Origin of the sequence: Chryseobacterium tagetis (genome assembly GCF_016735585.2) — a bacterium.
Lineage (GTDB): Bacteria > Bacteroidota > Bacteroidia > Flavobacteriales > Weeksellaceae > Chryseobacterium > Chryseobacterium tagetis.
In genome coordinates, this window is the sequence record NZ_JAERSE020000001.1 from 1,091,428 (window position 1) to 1,107,511 (window position 16,084).

13 protein-coding genes and 1 riboswitch are annotated in these 16,084 nt (G+C 34.4%); of the genes, 5 read left to right on the plus strand and 8 right to left on the minus strand.

Annotation, left to right across the window (positions count from 1 at the left end):
- Positions 1-107 precede the first annotated feature (107 nt).
- Both JI747_RS04890 and udk read right to left on the minus strand, forming a co-directional pair.
- A complete protein-coding gene (locus tag JI747_RS04890) occupies positions 108-461 on the minus strand; it encodes an FtsB family cell division protein (RefSeq protein ID WP_225686677.1) in 354 nt (117 codons plus the stop codon).
- Position 462: 1 nt separating this feature from the next.
- The gene (gene udk / locus JI747_RS04895; RefSeq protein ID WP_225686679.1) at positions 463-1,077 is read right to left on the minus strand and encodes a uridine kinase; all 615 of its coding nucleotides are present in this window, start codon (positions 1,075-1,077) and stop codon (positions 463-465) included.
- 217 nt (positions 1,078-1,294) lie between these two features.
- On the opposite strand from udk, the gene JI747_RS04900 reads away from it, so the two are divergent.
- Positions 1,295-1,684, plus strand: a complete 390-nt coding sequence (locus tag JI747_RS04900) for a VOC family protein (protein ID WP_225686681.1) — start codon at positions 1,295-1,297, stop codon at positions 1,682-1,684.
- A 16-nt stretch (positions 1,685-1,700) separates the two neighbouring features.
- On the opposite strand, the gene JI747_RS04905 is transcribed toward JI747_RS04900, so the two are convergent.
- Positions 1,701-2,162, minus strand: a complete 462-nt coding sequence (locus tag JI747_RS04905; protein ID WP_225686797.1) for an Lrp/AsnC family transcriptional regulator — start codon at positions 2,160-2,162, stop codon at positions 1,701-1,703.
- Positions 2,163-2,316: 154 nt separating this feature from the next.
- A riboswitch (cobalamin riboswitch) is annotated at positions 2,317-2,500 on the plus strand.
- 382 nt (positions 2,501-2,882) lie between these two features.
- Between JI747_RS04905 and metE the strand changes: the two genes are divergently transcribed.
- The 3 genes from metE to JI747_RS04920 all read left to right on the plus strand — a co-directional run bounded on the left by metE (position 2,883) and on the right by JI747_RS04920 (position 7,173).
- Positions 2,883-5,198 (plus strand): 5-methyltetrahydropteroyltriglutamate--homocysteine S-methyltransferase, encoded by a 2,316-nt coding sequence (gene metE / locus JI747_RS04910; RefSeq protein WP_225686683.1) that lies wholly within the window; start codon positions 2,883-2,885, stop codon positions 5,196-5,198.
- A 126-nt stretch (positions 5,199-5,324) separates the two neighbouring features.
- Entirely contained in the window at positions 5,325-6,578 is a 1,254-nt protein-coding gene (locus tag JI747_RS04915) for a toll/interleukin-1 receptor domain-containing protein (protein WP_225686685.1), read from the plus strand.
- Positions 6,579-6,726: 148 nt separating this feature from the next.
- Positions 6,727-7,173 carry a KTSC domain-containing protein gene (locus tag JI747_RS04920; protein WP_225686686.1) on the plus strand — a complete coding sequence of 149 codons (447 nt, stop codon included), beginning with the start codon at positions 6,727-6,729 and terminating at the stop codon, positions 7,171-7,173.
- Between the two features lie 79 nt (positions 7,174-7,252).
- Here JI747_RS04920 and JI747_RS04925 read toward each other — a convergent pair whose 3' ends face one another.
- Together JI747_RS04925 and JI747_RS04930 are read right to left on the minus strand one after the other, a co-directional pair.
- Positions 7,253-8,053, minus strand: coding sequence for a Cof-type HAD-IIB family hydrolase (locus JI747_RS04925; RefSeq protein WP_225686687.1), 801 nt, complete (start codon positions 8,051-8,053; stop codon positions 7,253-7,255).
- A gap of 139 nt (positions 8,054-8,192) precedes the next feature.
- Positions 8,193-9,065: an AraC family transcriptional regulator gene (locus JI747_RS04930; protein ID WP_225686688.1), complete on the minus strand. Its 873-nt coding sequence runs from the start codon at positions 9,063-9,065 to the stop codon at positions 8,193-8,195.
- 154 nt (positions 9,066-9,219) lie between these two features.
- Between JI747_RS04930 and JI747_RS04935 the strand changes: the two genes are divergently transcribed.
- Positions 9,220-9,816: a hypothetical protein gene (locus JI747_RS04935; protein WP_225686689.1), complete on the plus strand. Its 597-nt coding sequence runs from the start codon at positions 9,220-9,222 to the stop codon at positions 9,814-9,816.
- Between the two features lie 623 nt (positions 9,817-10,439).
- Here the strand turns inward: JI747_RS04935 and JI747_RS04940 are convergent.
- The 3 genes from JI747_RS04940 to JI747_RS04950 are packed head-to-tail and all read right to left on the minus strand — an operon-like array spanning position 10,440 to position 16,059.
- Positions 10,440-13,628 carry an efflux RND transporter permease subunit gene (locus tag JI747_RS04940; protein WP_225686690.1) on the minus strand — a complete coding sequence of 1,063 codons (3,189 nt, stop codon included), beginning with the start codon at positions 13,626-13,628 and terminating at the stop codon, positions 10,440-10,442.
- A gap of 7 nt (positions 13,629-13,635) precedes the next feature.
- Positions 13,636-14,697 (minus strand): efflux RND transporter periplasmic adaptor subunit, encoded by a 1,062-nt coding sequence (locus tag JI747_RS04945; RefSeq protein ID WP_225686691.1) that lies wholly within the window; start codon positions 14,695-14,697, stop codon positions 13,636-13,638.
- Positions 14,698-14,706: 9 nt separating this feature from the next.
- Positions 14,707-16,059: a TolC family protein gene (locus JI747_RS04950; RefSeq protein WP_225686692.1), complete on the minus strand. Its 1,353-nt coding sequence runs from the start codon at positions 16,057-16,059 to the stop codon at positions 14,707-14,709.
- Positions 16,060-16,084 lie beyond the last annotated feature (25 nt).

Genomic DNA, 16,084 nt, shown 5'->3' on the forward strand with positions numbered 1-16,084 from the left:
GTTCTATTTTGAGTTGTGAATCGTGATGAGTAAATCCGCTTTGCTTGCTAATTTTTAAAATCAATTTACAAAGCAAAATTCACTATCAGCAATTCTTTTTTTTAAAATTATTTTTTAGCATTTGCGCTGTCAACAACCAAAATAAAAATCTCTTCATTCGGTTTTTTCATAAAATAATTTTCTCTTGCGTATTTTTCTTTTTCAGATTTATTGTTCATCAATTTTTTATAAAACGTATCATTTTTTTCGTATTCGGTTTTATAATATTGAAGTTGGTCTTCGTATTTGCTAATTTCACCATTCAGTTCATTAATTACCAAAAACGAAGTTTTATCAAAGAAAATCATCCATACCAGAAACAGGCAAATGGTAAGCGTATATTTATTCAAAACATATTTTTGAATAAGCTTAAAAGTTTCAGACTTTGGCTGGATGTCTTTAATAAGTTTGTTTTCTTTCATTTTAATGTTTTCTCAACGAATTTTTAATAACAGTAGTTAAAAAATCAATCGCTACGGAATTTTGCTTCATATTCGGGATAATAAGATCTGCCTCGTTTTTTGAAGGTTCAATAAATTCCTGATGCATCGGCTTCAAAGTTGTCTGATAACGGTGCAATACCTCATTCAAGTCTCTTCCTCTTTCCTGAGTATCTCTCCTAATCCTCCTGATCAGTCTTTCATCGGAGTCTGCATGAACGAATACTTTTAAATCGAATTCTTTTAGTAATTCTTTGTTGGTAAGTACCAAAATTCCTTCTACAACCAATACATTTTTAGGTTCTACAGTTACATGATCTCCCGTTCTTCCATGCGTTACAAAGCTATAGATCGGCTGTTCAATCGGTTCATTGTTTTTTAAAGCTTTCACATGTTTTATCAACAGATCAAAATCGATGGATTTGGGATGATCATAATTTAACGCTTCTCTTTCCACTAATGTAAGATTATGATTATCATGATAATAATTATCCTGTGAAAGGATATTCATTCCTTCGATGTCAAGCTGCTGAATGATCTTATCAACAACTGTAGTTTTGCCGGATCCTGTACCTCCAGCAATTCCTATTACAAGCATTCTTTTTTGTTTCTTTATAGTTTTTACAAATATACTATTTTAGATGAATGCAAATAAAATAATTGAAGATGCTTTTCTTGCAGCACTATCTGTAGAGTAATATTTATTCTGTTCTATTGCATTAGCAAATGATGAGTCTTTTACCTGATCAACAACACCAAAAGTATTTCCTCAATTTAAAATTTCTTCCGAAATTTGATTGTTTTAACTGGAAATTATGGAAATCAAAAATATAGATCATCTTGTATTAACGGTTGCAGATATTGACAAAACCGTAGAGTTTTACACTCAGGTTTTGGGTTTTGAAGTCGTTACTTTCGGAGACAACAGAAAAGCGCTGACTTTTGGCAATCAAAAAATCAACCTTCATCAAAAAGGAAAAGAGTTCGAGCCTAAAGCAGAACATCCGACTTCCGGTTCAGCAGATTTATGTTTTATTTCAAGTACAGATGTTTATGAAGTTGTAGAAGAACTGAAACAAAAGAATGTTGAAATTATAGAAGGAATTGTAGAAAGAACGGGAGCACTAGGAAAAATAAAATCGGTATATTTCAGAGATCCAGATTTGAATTTGATTGAAGTGAGTAATTATATACATATTGATTAAAAAATAGAAATCGTATTTAGATACTTACTCCGTGAATATTCTTCACTTCCGCCATTACAAAAGTACTATGGGTACTTCCGATAGAATCTACAGAGCCTAGTTTATTAAAAACAAAATCCTGGTAGTGTTTCATATCTCTTACCTGTACTTTCAACAGGAAATCAAAATCTCCGGATATGTTATAACATTCCGCCACTTCATCAATCTGTAAAATGTCTTCAACAAATCGGTTCCCCACAGAACGGTCATGGATTTTCAGTTTTACCTGACAGAACACTGTAAACCCCCGATTCAGTTTTTCTGCTTCCAGAACGGCTGCATAATGTTTAATATATCCATCCTGCTCTAGTCTTTTCATCCGTTCAAAAACAGGTGAAGTAGAGAGGTTAACTTCTTTTGCCAGCTCTTTTACCGTCAGTTTTGCATTTTTTTGAAGGATTCTCAACAGTTGAAGATCCTTTTCATCTAGTCTTTCCACAGAATAATATTCTTTTTTCGGTTTCAATTTTCAAATTTAAAGAATAATAATCTTCCAAAAACAAATAAAACAAAACAAAATTCTTATTTCAATCATTAAATCAAATCAATATACTTTAATTACTATTTTTGAATCCTATTTTGTTCTTTAAAATACTTCATCAAACGGAAAAGGTTTTACTTAAGGTAAATTAATAGGGAATCGTGTGAGAATCACGAACTGTCGCGCAACTGTAAGTAACACATTAAGGTTTTTGTCCACGTATATCCACTGTGTAAACGGGAAGGATGACAATAACTGTTACAAGTCAGGAAACCTGCCTATTCCGAATTGACAATGCTCTCGCGGTTTGGAGTTTTTGGTTAGAAAGATGATATTTGGAAAACGTATTTGAGTCTTTAATTTTTAAACGCAAAGATTTTTTTATGATGACTTCTTATTTTTTAAGGAGCAAAGAATTGCGACTTTGTCGCTGATGAAGCGTATGAATATAACGTTCGCTTCTTACCATCAATGAAATTGATTCTTCTTTGCTCACTTAAGTTATAAAGAAGGTTTAATTAAAAAATTTGCGTCAAAAAAAATAAAAAACTTCCAATTTTTATAGAAAAAAACGTCTTTACTATATCTTACCTATTCCACAAAACTTTTTCCCCGACAGCATTACGAAGCATCAGAAGAACTTTTAAAATCATTATCTAATTTAAAAGTTGTAAGAAAATGCAAACACACCTTCTTGGCTATCCGCGTATTGGTAGCAACAGAGAACTCAAAAAAGCCTGCGAGCAATATTGGACAGGCAAAATCGAATTAAGCGATCTATTAGAAGTCGGAAAAACCATTACTCAAAGTAATTGGAAACTTCAGCAGGAAGCAGGAATTGATCTTATTCCCTGTAATGATTTTTCGTATTACGATCAGGTTTTGGACATGACTTTGACGGTTGGAGCCATTCCTGAACGTTACCAGGAAATAGCCTTAAAAAAATCTGAACTTGATGTCTATTTTGCCATGGCAAGAGGTTTCCAGAAAGACGGCTTGGATATTACCGCAATGGAAATGACAAAATGGTTCGATACCAATTACCATTACATCGTTCCAGAGTTTCAGAAAAACCAGGAATTTAAATTATTCTCTAATAAAATCAGTAAAGAATTTTTCAGTGCAAAACAGGCAGGAATTAATGCAAAACCAGTAATTATCGGTTTGCTTACTTATTTATTATTAGGAAAAGAAAAAGAAGAAGGTTTTGATAAATTAGATTTAGCCCAAAACTTACTTCCTGTTTATATTCAAATTGTAAAGGAACTTGAAAATCATGGCGCGAAATATATTCAGTTTGATGAGCCTTTTTTAGCTTTAGATTTAACTAAAAAAGCAAAGGAAACCTACCAGTTTATTTATGCTGAAATCAGAAAACAGTTCCCTAAACTAAAATTTATTGTTGCTACTTATTTTGAAGGGCTAAAAGATAATCTTTCATTGGCTACTTCCCTTCCTGTCGATGTTTTACATATTGATTTGGTTCGTTGCCCTGAACAATTGGACGAAGTTTTAGATAATATTCCTAATCATTTAAGCCTTTCTTTGGGTGTTGTAGATGGCAGAAATATCTGGAAAAATGATTTTCAGCATTCTTTACAATTCATTAAAAAAGCCGTTCAAAAAATCGGTTCGGAAAGGGTTTTCATCGCTCCGTCGTGTTCGTTATTACACGCTCCTTTCGATCTTGATTCTGAGAAAAATGAAGAGGTTTTATCTTCTGAGATCAAACAATGGATGGCTTTTGCCAAGCAGAAAGTCTATGAGGTTGTTAATCTAAAAAAATTGGCTTCAGAAAACCCGGATTACAATACGTTACAGATTTTAGCAGAAAACAAAAAGGCTATTGAAAACCGTAAAACATCTGCATTAATCCATAATCAAAATGTGAAAAACCGCGTGGATGTAACAACCAAAGAGGATGCGCAGAGAAATTCACCATTTACGATAAGAAAAGAAACTCAGCAGGACGTATTACAGCTTCCTTTGTTTCCCACAACCACTATCGGTTCATTTCCGCAGACAAAAGAGGTCAGAAACTGGCGTTCAAAATTCAAAAAAGGGGAATTGAATGCAGAGCAATATGATAGTTTGTTAAAACAGGAAACCGAAAGGACGATTCGTTGGCAGGAAGAAATCGGGATTGATGTGCTGGTTCACGGAGAATTCGAAAGAAACGATATGGTTGAATATTTCGGGGAACAATTGGCCGGATTTGTATTTACTCAAAACGGATGGGTTCAAAGTTATGGAAGCCGTTGCGTGAAACCTCCTGTAATTTTCGGAGACGTTTACAGACCGAATCCAATGACGGTTTACTGGTCAGAATATGCTCAGTCTTTAACAAAAAAATGGGTAAAAGGAATGTTGACGGGACCTGTAACGATCCTTCAATGGTCTTTTGTTCGTAATGATCAACCTCGTTCGTTAACCTGCAAACAGATTGCATGGGCAATTCGCGATGAAGTAAATGACCTGGAAAAAGCAGGGATCAGAATTATCCAGATTGATGAACCTGCGATTCGTGAAGGACTTCCATTAAGAACATCCGACTGGCAGAATTATCTGAAATGGGCCGTTGAAGCGTTCAGAATCTCAGCAAGCGGTGTGGAAGATGCGACACAGATTCATACACACATGTGCTATTCTGAATTTAATGATATTATTCAAAATATCGCTGATATGGATGCCGATGTGATTACGATAGAATGCTCCAGAAGCCAGATGGAACTGTTGAATGCTTTTGCAGATTTCAAATATCCGAACGAGATCGGACCGGGAGTTTATGATATTCATTCTCCAAGAGTTCCATCCAAAGAGGAAATGGTGGAATTGCTGAAAAAAGCTCAAGCCGTTATTCCTGTACAGCAACTCTGGGTAAATCCTGATTGTGGTTTGAAAACCCGTCACTGGGATGAAACAGAAAAGGCATTGATTGCGATGGTGGAAGCTTCGAGGGAGGCGAGTAAAGAGTTTGCTTTGGAGACGCTTTAATTCTCTATTTGATATTTATTTTTTGGGAGCCTTTTGGGGGCTCTTTTTTATTTACAACTTGTTAATTATAAAATATGAAAGCAATAATATTTTATTTAATTTTATAGATTGATTAAAGACAATAAAATGATTAACCAAGAAAACTTATATCAACTTTTATATAAAGAAAATTGGAAGGAAATATTAGATATATTATATGAAGAAAAGGAAAACATAAAAAATGACACACTTCTTACGTTTGCTTCAAAGACCTTTGAAAATGAGTTTCTAAAAAAAGTTCAGGAATATGAAATCGATAAGATAGAAATCCCTGACTACTTACAGACAATGTATATATTACATCATGGTAAATTTTATACTCTTTCTGATGAAAATTATAAACAATTAATAGTGGAAATTGTGAAACGAAAATCCGTACAAGAAGCATATCTCTACGCTATCAAATTTCCAGAAGAAGAGATTTGTAAAGATATAATTTCAAAATACGAACACGAAAAAATAAAAGAAGAAGGTTTAAAGTTAAAGAAAGTTGAAAAATTGCCTGTGAATTGGATAGAAATTTATAATAGATTATTTGAAATTATAAATCATCCAGAAGATACTGCAACTTATTTTTCTGGACCTCGATTTATTGATACTGTAAGAAAATTTGAACCATATTTTCCAACTTATCCTCAATTTATTGAACAAAGAAATAATGAAGGTAAAAGCACAAGCAGAAAAATATTTTATTATGATATCCTTTTAGGATTAAATGAAAATTCTAGAAATAATATAATCAAAAGAATTTTGGAGATTCTTAAACCTTTCGAAGCAAATAAGGTACAACAAATAGAAAATATTATTGGAGGAGAAATTGTAACTATACCTTCTTCTTTAGAACAAAAAAAAGAAAATAAAAATCCTACAATATTTATTTCTTATTCTTGGGATAATGAAGAACATAAAAAATGGGTACTTGATCTTTCTGATAAACTATGCACCGATGGAATAAATGTTATTTTAGACAGATATTATTTAACTCCAGGAAAAAATTTACCCCATTTTGTAGAAAATAATCTGAATAAAGCAAATAGGATAATAATTATATTCACACCTAATTATAAATTAAAAGCTGATAAAAGAACTGGCGGAGTCGGTTATGAATATTCTATAATGAATGTTGACCTATATGCAAATCAAACTTCAAATGAAAAAATAATTCCGCTTTTAAGGTCAGGTTCAACAGAAGATAGCATTCCCACATTTATGAGACAATTTATTCATATTGATGCAAGAAATGATGAAAATTTTTTAAATAGCTACAATGACTTGGTAAGAGAAATCTATAATGAACCCGAAATTAAAAAACCTGAATTAGGAACAAAACCAATTTTTTAATAATAACATATATTAAAAAATTAGAAGGAATTTTATTAAAGAATAATAAACCAATAAGAATAAACACAAAACAAATTAATAATCAAAAACTTACAATTTTATCAATTAATTTCCTTAATTTTGCACCCCGAAAATAAGGATAGAAAATATGAAAAAAATTGGCGAGCACAGAAAACTTTTAGGAGTTGAGCAGAATGTAACTCTAAAAGAGCTGAAAACCATTTACAGAAATGCGATGAAAGATACGCATCCTGATAAATTTGTCAATGATGAAGCCGGGCAACTGGAAGCGGAAGAAAAAAGCAAATCGGTGATTGAAGCTTACCATTTTTTAGTAAGTATCAATCCGGAAACTCAGGAAAAATACAAAGAAGAATACACGGAAACGATTACCAAATCTAATATTCAGGATTTTTATCTTGAGAAATCGATCCTTACTGTTCAGCATTTGAATGGAGTTTCATACGAATATATGGGTGTTCCGAAAAACACGTATATCAAGATGATCAATTCCGATTCTCCAAGCCGTTTTGCAAGAAGACATATCTATGGAAATTTTGTTTACAGAAAAGCTGGTGAAGTAATGCAGGATTAATTCTGAAAACAATTTATAGTATAAAATAAATAAACCGTACCTCAATGAGATACGGTTTTTCCTTTATCTTTTTGAACATTTAAATTCCATTCAGATACGTTTTTATCGTTTCCAATACTCCAAAACGGTCATTGGAACAGGCTTCAAACTTAGCCACTTCTTTTACCGAAGGATGCGCATTTTCCATAGCGTAGGAATAATGGGCGTTTTTAAGCATTTCAATATCGTTCAGATAGTCGCCGAAAGCCATCGTCTGTTCCGGAAGAATATTTAAAGATTTCTGTAGCTTTTCAATCGCATTTCCTTTGTTGGTATGCTTATTCATAATATCCAGCCAGTTTTTTCCGGAAACGACTACTACCAAGTCTTCATCTTCAAACTTTTTCAAAACAGGGTATAAAAATTCTTCAGAGCTTATAGGGTGATAGACCGCAATTTTAAAAACTGAGTCATCAACTTCCTGGGTAAGGTCTTCCCTCTTTTTATTTTGAATATAGTATTTGGAAAAATAATCTACAAATGTCTTGTCAGTGCTTTCGTAATAGGAACTTTCTTTAGCGCTTAAAACTGCTCTCGCATCAGGAATTGCCCTTACCGCGCGAACAATATTGGCAATTGAGTTTTGGCTTAGCTTATCCGCAAAGATTTCTTCATTTTTATAGACTACATAACCTCCATTTTCGGCAATGAATCCTATTTCGTTCTGAATTTCGCCGAAATATTTGGTAATTCCCGACATCTGTCTTCCACTTGCGGGAACAAAAAGAATATCCCTTTTTTTCAGTTCTTCATATACCTTTGGAAAATCCGGGCTTACTTCATATTTTGAATTCAGGAAAGTCCCATCCATATCGGTTACAATCAGTTTTATATCCTTCATAAAATTCTTTTTTTTCTTCTTCTTATTTCTAAAACCTTATACAAATATAGACTTTAAAATCTTAAAGGCTGGTTCAGGTTTTATTACAAATAGGGTCTTTAATTTTAATTTTTTTTAATACAACTATCAGAGAGAATCATTAATTAATTAGGTAGTTAAATTCTTTTCTGTATTGTGACGGGCTTTTTCCCGTGTATTCCTTAAAGGTTTTATTAAAGTAACTGAAATTATTAAACCCTGATTCAAAACAGACATCCGTAATACTTAACGGCTGTTCTGCGAGGAGTTTTAATGAATGGGTAATCCTGTATTCATTCACAAACTGTGTAAAAGTTTTATTGGTTATTTTCTTAAAGTAGCGGCAAAAAGAAGGTACTCTCATACTCGCCAGATCAGAAATCTGCTCCAATGTAATCTGTTCTTTAAAATTATCTTTTACAAAGTTGAAAATATGGTTGATTCTCTCATTATCTTCCACTTGGGTCTGAAGATAATATTTACCGGCATTCAAAATCCTGTATTCATTGGTTGAAGCGAGTTCTTCCAAAATTTTAAGAAATTTCATCAATTTATCCAAAGAAGAGGATTCATGCATGTCTACAATTTTTAATCCTATTTCTTTTTTTATATTTTCAGAGAATACAATGCCTGCTTTCGCTTTTTCCAGCAGAATGGTAATTTTCTGCATTTCGGGTAAGCTCCAGATGTCTTCACCTAAGAAATCTGGTTTAAACTGGATTACCATTTCATACTCATTATTGGTATTTTCATTGGTCATTCCGCAATGCGGGAGGTTGGTTCCCATCAACACTAAGTCTCCATCTGAAAAATAAGAGATATTACTCCCAATTTGCCTTTTTCCCGAACCTCCACAAACAAAAATAAGCTCAATTTCAGGATGATAATGCCAAACATGAGATTTAATATTTTCGTTTTTCAGAAATCTTAAACTGGTAAAACTGCTTCCTATATTAGGTTTTACCGCTTCAAAGGCGGGATGGGAATGTTTCATATTAAAGGAATAATTTCATACACAAAATTAACAATTAATATTCAAATAATTAACTTAAAGGTTAAAATAGTACATAAATATGAAAATTGTATGGTAGAATGCGATAACTAAGTCTTCTAAATTTGCAGTATTAACAAATGAAAAAATAAATATTATGAAAAAAGTATTTAGATCAGCTTTAATGATAGGGTTCTTATCTATTTCGGCAAGTATGATGGGTAAGGACAGGGACTTTTCTCTTTCATTTGGAAAAACGGAAGCAGAAACTGTAAAATTTGAAGTATCAAATGCAAAAAACGTATCTGTAGTTGTATATAATGATACGTTTGGTGAATTGTTTTCTGAAGATTTGAATTCAGACGGGAACGTTATAAAATCTTATAATTTTAAAGATCTTGATGCAGGAGTGTATTATTTGCTGGTAGAATCGGACTGGAAAATAGAAAAATATAAAATTAAGGTAAGTGCAGATAATAAGGTTATCATTGATAAAAAACCTGTTGCAGAAATTACCAAACCTGAGTTTCAGGTAAACGGAAATAAAGTAAAAATGCTTTTATCCGGTTTAAAAAATACAGCGAAGATCTCTGTATCTGATTTTTCAGGGAATGTTTATTATAACAAAACAAAGTCTGCAACCGACGGGAAACTTGAGGTTACTTTTGATCTGAATCCTGAAGCAGCCGATAACTACATCATCAGTGTAGAACAAAGCGGAAAAGTTTTTAATCAAACAATCAGTTTAAAATAGATATTTCAAAACTGATACAAAAGATATTTTTATATAGTTTAATTTTAGAGTCAGGTTTTGCTGAAATTTTCAGAGAAAATCTGGCTTTTTTTCTTTTGAACTACTAGAGTTTTCTATTATTCATCCTCCTCCTCTTCTTTTAATTTGAATATTGTTTATACTCAATATGTTTAAACTAATATTAAAATTAACCACAAAAGATGCAAAAGATATTTATAAAGATATGATCAGATAATAAAAGTGCTCAAAAGAATAAAAATCAAAGATTTTTAAAGACTTATACGTTTTTCTTTTCAGTTTAACGATAAACTTTAAGATAATTATAGAAGTTTACATTAATCCTGCTGTCTTAATTATTATGACTCTGTCATTCTGAATGTAAAGCAGTGAAATGAAGAATCTAAGCTATAGTGAGATTCTTCCTTCATCAGTGTGACACTGTATGTTGATGCCATATTTTATATAGATCTTTTGAGGCTAAATAAAAAGTTTAAACAGGTTATTGATAATATTTATTAAATCATTTCTTAGGAGCTTACAGCTCCTCATTCACTAAATTATATTGACAAAAAAAACCGTATCATTTCTGATACGGTTTTTGAGTTAATTAAAGGTTGTTATAGTTAGTCTACGTGTTTCGAAGTAAATCCGTCTTCACTTAGCTCTCTGTGTACATAGTCAGCTTTCATTTCAGCTTCGTAGTCTACTTTTTCGTGTTTGCCCATTCTTCTTAAGATAGAGTCAAACAATGAATATACTACCGGTACAATAATCAACGTAAGGAATAATGATGAGGTCAAACCACCGATGATTACCCAAGCTAATCCGTTGTTCATCTCCGCTCCTGCTCCTTTTGCAATCGCAATCGGGATCATACCAAAGATCATCGCAATCGTAGTCATCAGGATTGGACGAAGACGTGCGTGGTTGGCTTGAATCAAGGCGTCATGCGTATTCGCTCCTGCCGCTTTTCTCATATTGGCAAAGTCGACAATCATAATCGCGTTCTTCGCCACCAAACCAATCAACATGATCATCCCCAACATCGTAAAGATGTTCAATGAGTTTCCGGTGATGGCAAGAATTACCATTACCCCGATCAATGCCAATGGAATTGAGAATAGTACCACAAACGGATATACAAATGAGTCATATAATGAAACCATTACCAGATATACTAATACGATAGCCGCCATCAATGCGATTCCTAAAGTACCGAAACCTTCGGTCTGGTTTTCCATATCACCACTCCAGATATACGTTACTCCGGCAGGTTTTGTTTTTTCATTATCCATGAACATTGCAGCCCATTCATTGGCAACATCTCCTACAGGACGGCCTACTACTTTAGATTTTACCTTTACAGAAGGTGCTTTATCTCTACGCTCCAGCAAACTTGGTCCGGAACCCATTTTCACATCTGCAAACTGGCTCAGTCTGATCTGCTCTCCCTGAGAGTTGGTGAACATCAGATTTCTTACATCATCAATCGATTTTCTGTTGGCGTCTCCAAAACGGATATTAATATCGTATTCATATTCTCCAGCTCTGAATTTCCCGTCTGTATTTCCACTGAATGCGGTCTGCATCGTTTGTCCTACGCTTGAAAGATTTAAGCCTAAAGAAGCCATTTTATCTCTGTCTATATTTACCTGAACTTCCGGATTTCCAGAGTCCGTTGATAATTCGGCATCTACTGATCCCGGAACTTTTTTAAGCAATTCAAGAATTCTGTTCGCTTCTTTATTTGCCGTTTCGTTATCCTGAGCCGTTACCACCATTTCAATCGGTGCATTATCTGCTCCCATTAATCCGATTGGTGCTGTTTTAAATTCAACTCCGGTAAATTTCTCTTCTAACGCTCTTTTGATTTTTGCAGATTTGATATCTGTGCTTTCATTACGTTCAGATTTATCTACCAAAATCACCTGAATTTCTGACTGATACAAAGTTGCCTGTGCTCCACCAAATCCTGATGACTGCTGACCAACTGTTGTAATCATATCTACAACATCTTTATCATTTCTAAGATATTTCTCAACAGCCAAGGTTACCTGGTTTGTTTTCTCTATCGAAGCATCTTTTGGCAATTCCATCTGAACAAGGAACTGTCCTCTGTCCATTTTAGGGAAGAATTCTCCCCCGATAAATCCGAATGCCACCAACATGAATGAAGAGATCAAAATAATAAATGTGATCACAACAGTCATTATTCTTCTAAGTGTTGTTTTCAGACACCATTCCAAAATCCCGGTAATCCAGTGTGTGAATTTTTCCAGTTGCTTTTCAAACCAAAGGATAAATTTCTCAAAAGGGTTTTTACCTGAAAGGTGTACCAACTTACCATATCTTGATGATAACCAAGGAATAATTGTAAATGACGCCAATAAGGACAACAGTGTTGCAATAACCACGGTCACACAGAACTGTGCCAAGATATCGGAAACTAACCCGGAACTCATCGCAATCGGTAAGAATACCACCACAATTACCAAAGTAATCGCCGTTACGGTAAACCCAATCTCCGAAGCTCCATCATACGCAGCACGGATCCTGCTTTTTCCCATCTCCATGTGGCGATATACGTTTTCCAATACCACAATCGCGTCATCCACAAGAATACCCACCACGAGCGAAAGTCCCAGTAAACTCATTAAGTTTAAGGTATATCCCATCAAATACATTCCGATTACTGTAGCAATCAATGACATCGGAATCGAAACCATTACAATGAACGCATTTCTGATATTGTGAAGGAATAATAACATTACCACTGCTACCAAGATAATCGCCAAGAATAAGTCAAAGATTACGTGATCGGCAGCTTCAAGTGTAAAGTCTGTAGTATCATCTACAATATTTACTTTGATCGCCTGAGTTTTATAATTGCCTTCAACCTGAGCAATGGTTTTCTTAACTAACTCTGAAACCGACACCGCATTGGCATCCGATTGTTTTTTTACCTGAAGTAAAATCGTTGAATTCTGGTTGTATCTTGCTACTTTTTCTACATCTTTCTGCGTATCAAAAACCGTTGCAACATCAGACAAACGAACCTGAGCTCCATTTTTATTGGAAACTACAAGATTATTCATTTCCTGAACATTTTTATACTTTCCAGAAAGTCTGATCGTAGATCTTGAAGTTCTGGTTTTCAAAGCACCTGTCGGGAAATCTAAGTTTGAAGAAAGAATCGCCTGCTGTACGTCTGCAACGGCAACACCATATCCCTGCATTTTCTTTTCATCCAGATTCACCTGAATTTCTCTTTCTTGTCCTCCTACAAGAGTAACCTGAGCAACTCCGTTTACACGGGAAAATACGGGCTCTATTTTTTTATCTAAAAGATCATAAAGATCCTTGTTATTAAGTTTGTTACTGGAAATACTCAATGTCATGATCGGCAAATCATCCAATGAGAATTTCTGTAACGATGGCGGATCTGCATCATCCGGAAGGTCAGCTAAAATAGCATTTACCTTTCTCTGTGCGTCGTTCAACGCATAGTTTACATCGGCACCTGTATTCAGCTGAACCATGATTACCGATAAACTTTCGTAAGATGAAGATTCTACCTTTTTCACGTTCTCCAAAGAGCCAACAGCATCTTCAATTTTTCTGGTCACCGATGTTTCCACCTCACTTGGGGAAGCTCCCGGATATACCGTAGAAATGGTTACCATATTGGTTTCAAACTTCGGAATCAACTCGTACCCCATCATGGAATAACTTAGTAAACCACCCAGCGTAAGTATCGTAAATAATACGATAACCAGCGATGGCCTTTTAATGGATATTTCTGCTAACTTCATCTTCTGCTTACTTTACGATATTGATTTTTGAACCGTTGTCAAGGTTGATCTGTCCACTGGTAATTACCTGTTCACCACCATTCAATCCACTTAGGATCTGAACTTTATCTCCATATACTTTTCCGGTTTGAACTTTAATTAGCTTAGCAGTACCATTGCTTACAACAAATAACTGTCCTGAACTTACCCCATTTACGAAGGCTTCTGCAGGAACTGTCAACATATTCTGCGTTTCTGCACCGTGATTTGTTTTAAATATAGCAGTTGCATACATCCCTGCTTTAAGATTTCCTCTGTTCTGAACTTCAATTTCAACAGGGAAATTTAAAGAAGCATCACTTTTAGGAGCAATGAAAGTAATTCTTCCGCTGAAAGATTCTCCAGGAAGAACATTTACATTAATGGCCACTTCCTGACCTAATGCAATTTTCCCAACCTGACTTTCGTCTACTAATACAGATAATTTAAGGGAATTGATATTTACAATTTCAAACAGGGAAGTTCCCGGAGATACAACAGTTCCCGGCTCTACCATTTTTTTATTGATAGTACCGCTGATTCCTGCTCTTACATTGGTATCGTTTACTTTAACACTCTGAGCTTTTACTGCTGCCTGAGCATTTTTCAACTGTAGCCTTGAGTTATCAAGCTGTTGTTTTGTAACACCACCTGTTTTATATGCGTTTTCGTAACGCTGATTATCAATGATCGCATTTTGTAAATTATTTTGAGCCTGAGTAACATCTACTTCAATAGCATCTCTTTTAATTGTTGCCAATGTCTGCCCTGCTGAAACTCTTGATCCTTCCTTCACCAAAACACTTACAATACGTCCTGAAATTTCAGAAGACTGGTTCATTTCCTGTTTAGGAATGAAAGTTCCGTTAGCAGAATAATCTGTATCAATATTTTCTCTAGCTGCCGTTATTACGTTAACGTTGATCTTATCAACCTGCTTAGCAACTTCTTTTACTTCCTGTGTCTGTTTTTCCTTATTGCCAGCAATTTTATACGCTGCCAAACCTACCAATACCGCCGCGACGATAATATATATTAAAGTTTTTTTCATTTTCGTTTATTATAAGTTTTGTAGTGTGTTCAATTCTCCTTTTGCTTTAATAAGCTTAATTTCAGCCTGCTTATAGTCTAATAAAGCGTTTGCATAGTTTTGTTTAGCCTGAGTCAGTGCATTTTCAGCATCAAGTAAATCTGTAAGTGTTGCTAAACCGTTTTGATAGTTAGACTGAGTATTTTTCTGAACTCTTTCTGCCAATCCTACATTATCTTTCATACTGTCGATATTTATCAATGCATTTTCCATATTGGTAATGGCATTTTTATAATCTAAACTTAAGTTTAGCTGAGTATTCTGAATATCCTGATCCAGATCCTGAATATCGATTTCTGCCTGGTTGATCTTCGCTTTTGTAGCTCCTCCTGTAAAGATTGGAATGCTTACATTTAAACCAATCGCAGAATAATCACTCCAAAGTACTCCATTTTTAAGACCGTTTGTCAAAGGAAATTTTGATCCGTTTGCTCCCCATCCGTAGTTTGCTGTCAAACTCACTGTAGGATAAAGGTAAGCCTCAGTTGCTTTTTTGTTGAAAACCAGCAATTCTCTGTTTTTATTCAAAACTTTTAAGTCTGTACGGTCATCAAGATTTACTATACTTGCAAGCAATTCCGGTTTTGGTTCGATTGTTTTCTCTTCCAGTTCAATATCTGTACTGATTGGAATTCCCATATAAAACTTCAACGCATTTTTTGAAAGCTCAACAGAATTGATCAACGTCTGCTTGTTCGAACCTATATTCGTTAACTGAACATTGGTTCTGTCCAGATCAATTGCTTTAGCCAACCCATTATCTACAAGACTTTTAATTACATTTCTCGTTCTTTCTGTATTGGCATAGCTTGCTTCTACCGTTTTCAAATTTTCTTCCTGTACAAATACCTGATAATAAGCCGTTGCTACATTTTCAATCAATTGTTCATTGGTCAACTGCGCATTCAGAATATAGAATTCTCTGGTTGTTTTTGCTGCTTTAAGTCCTGTGAATACTCTTTGGTCAAAAATTGCCTGTTGAAGCTGTACAGAAGCCGTTGAGCTCCAAGGCTGCCCTAACTGAGCCGTGATTCTCTGCCCTCCAAATTCAAGCAAAGACTCTTGAATAAGAGGATTATAAGTTAAACCTGCGTTTGCTGTTACCTGTGGTAAAGCACCTGCTTTGGCTTCATCAATCTTATATTCGGCTTTTTTGATCTGTAAAGCAGCTTTTTTTGCCTCCGCTTTGTTCTGAAGTGCCTGTTTTATGGCCTCTTGCAAAGAAATCTGCTGCTGCGCAGATACCGATGAAAAACCGAAAATCATACATGCAGCCGCTATCCCAATTTTTAGCTTATTTGCAGTTATACACTTTCTTTTCATAATTTTATACTCGTTTATTTTTTTA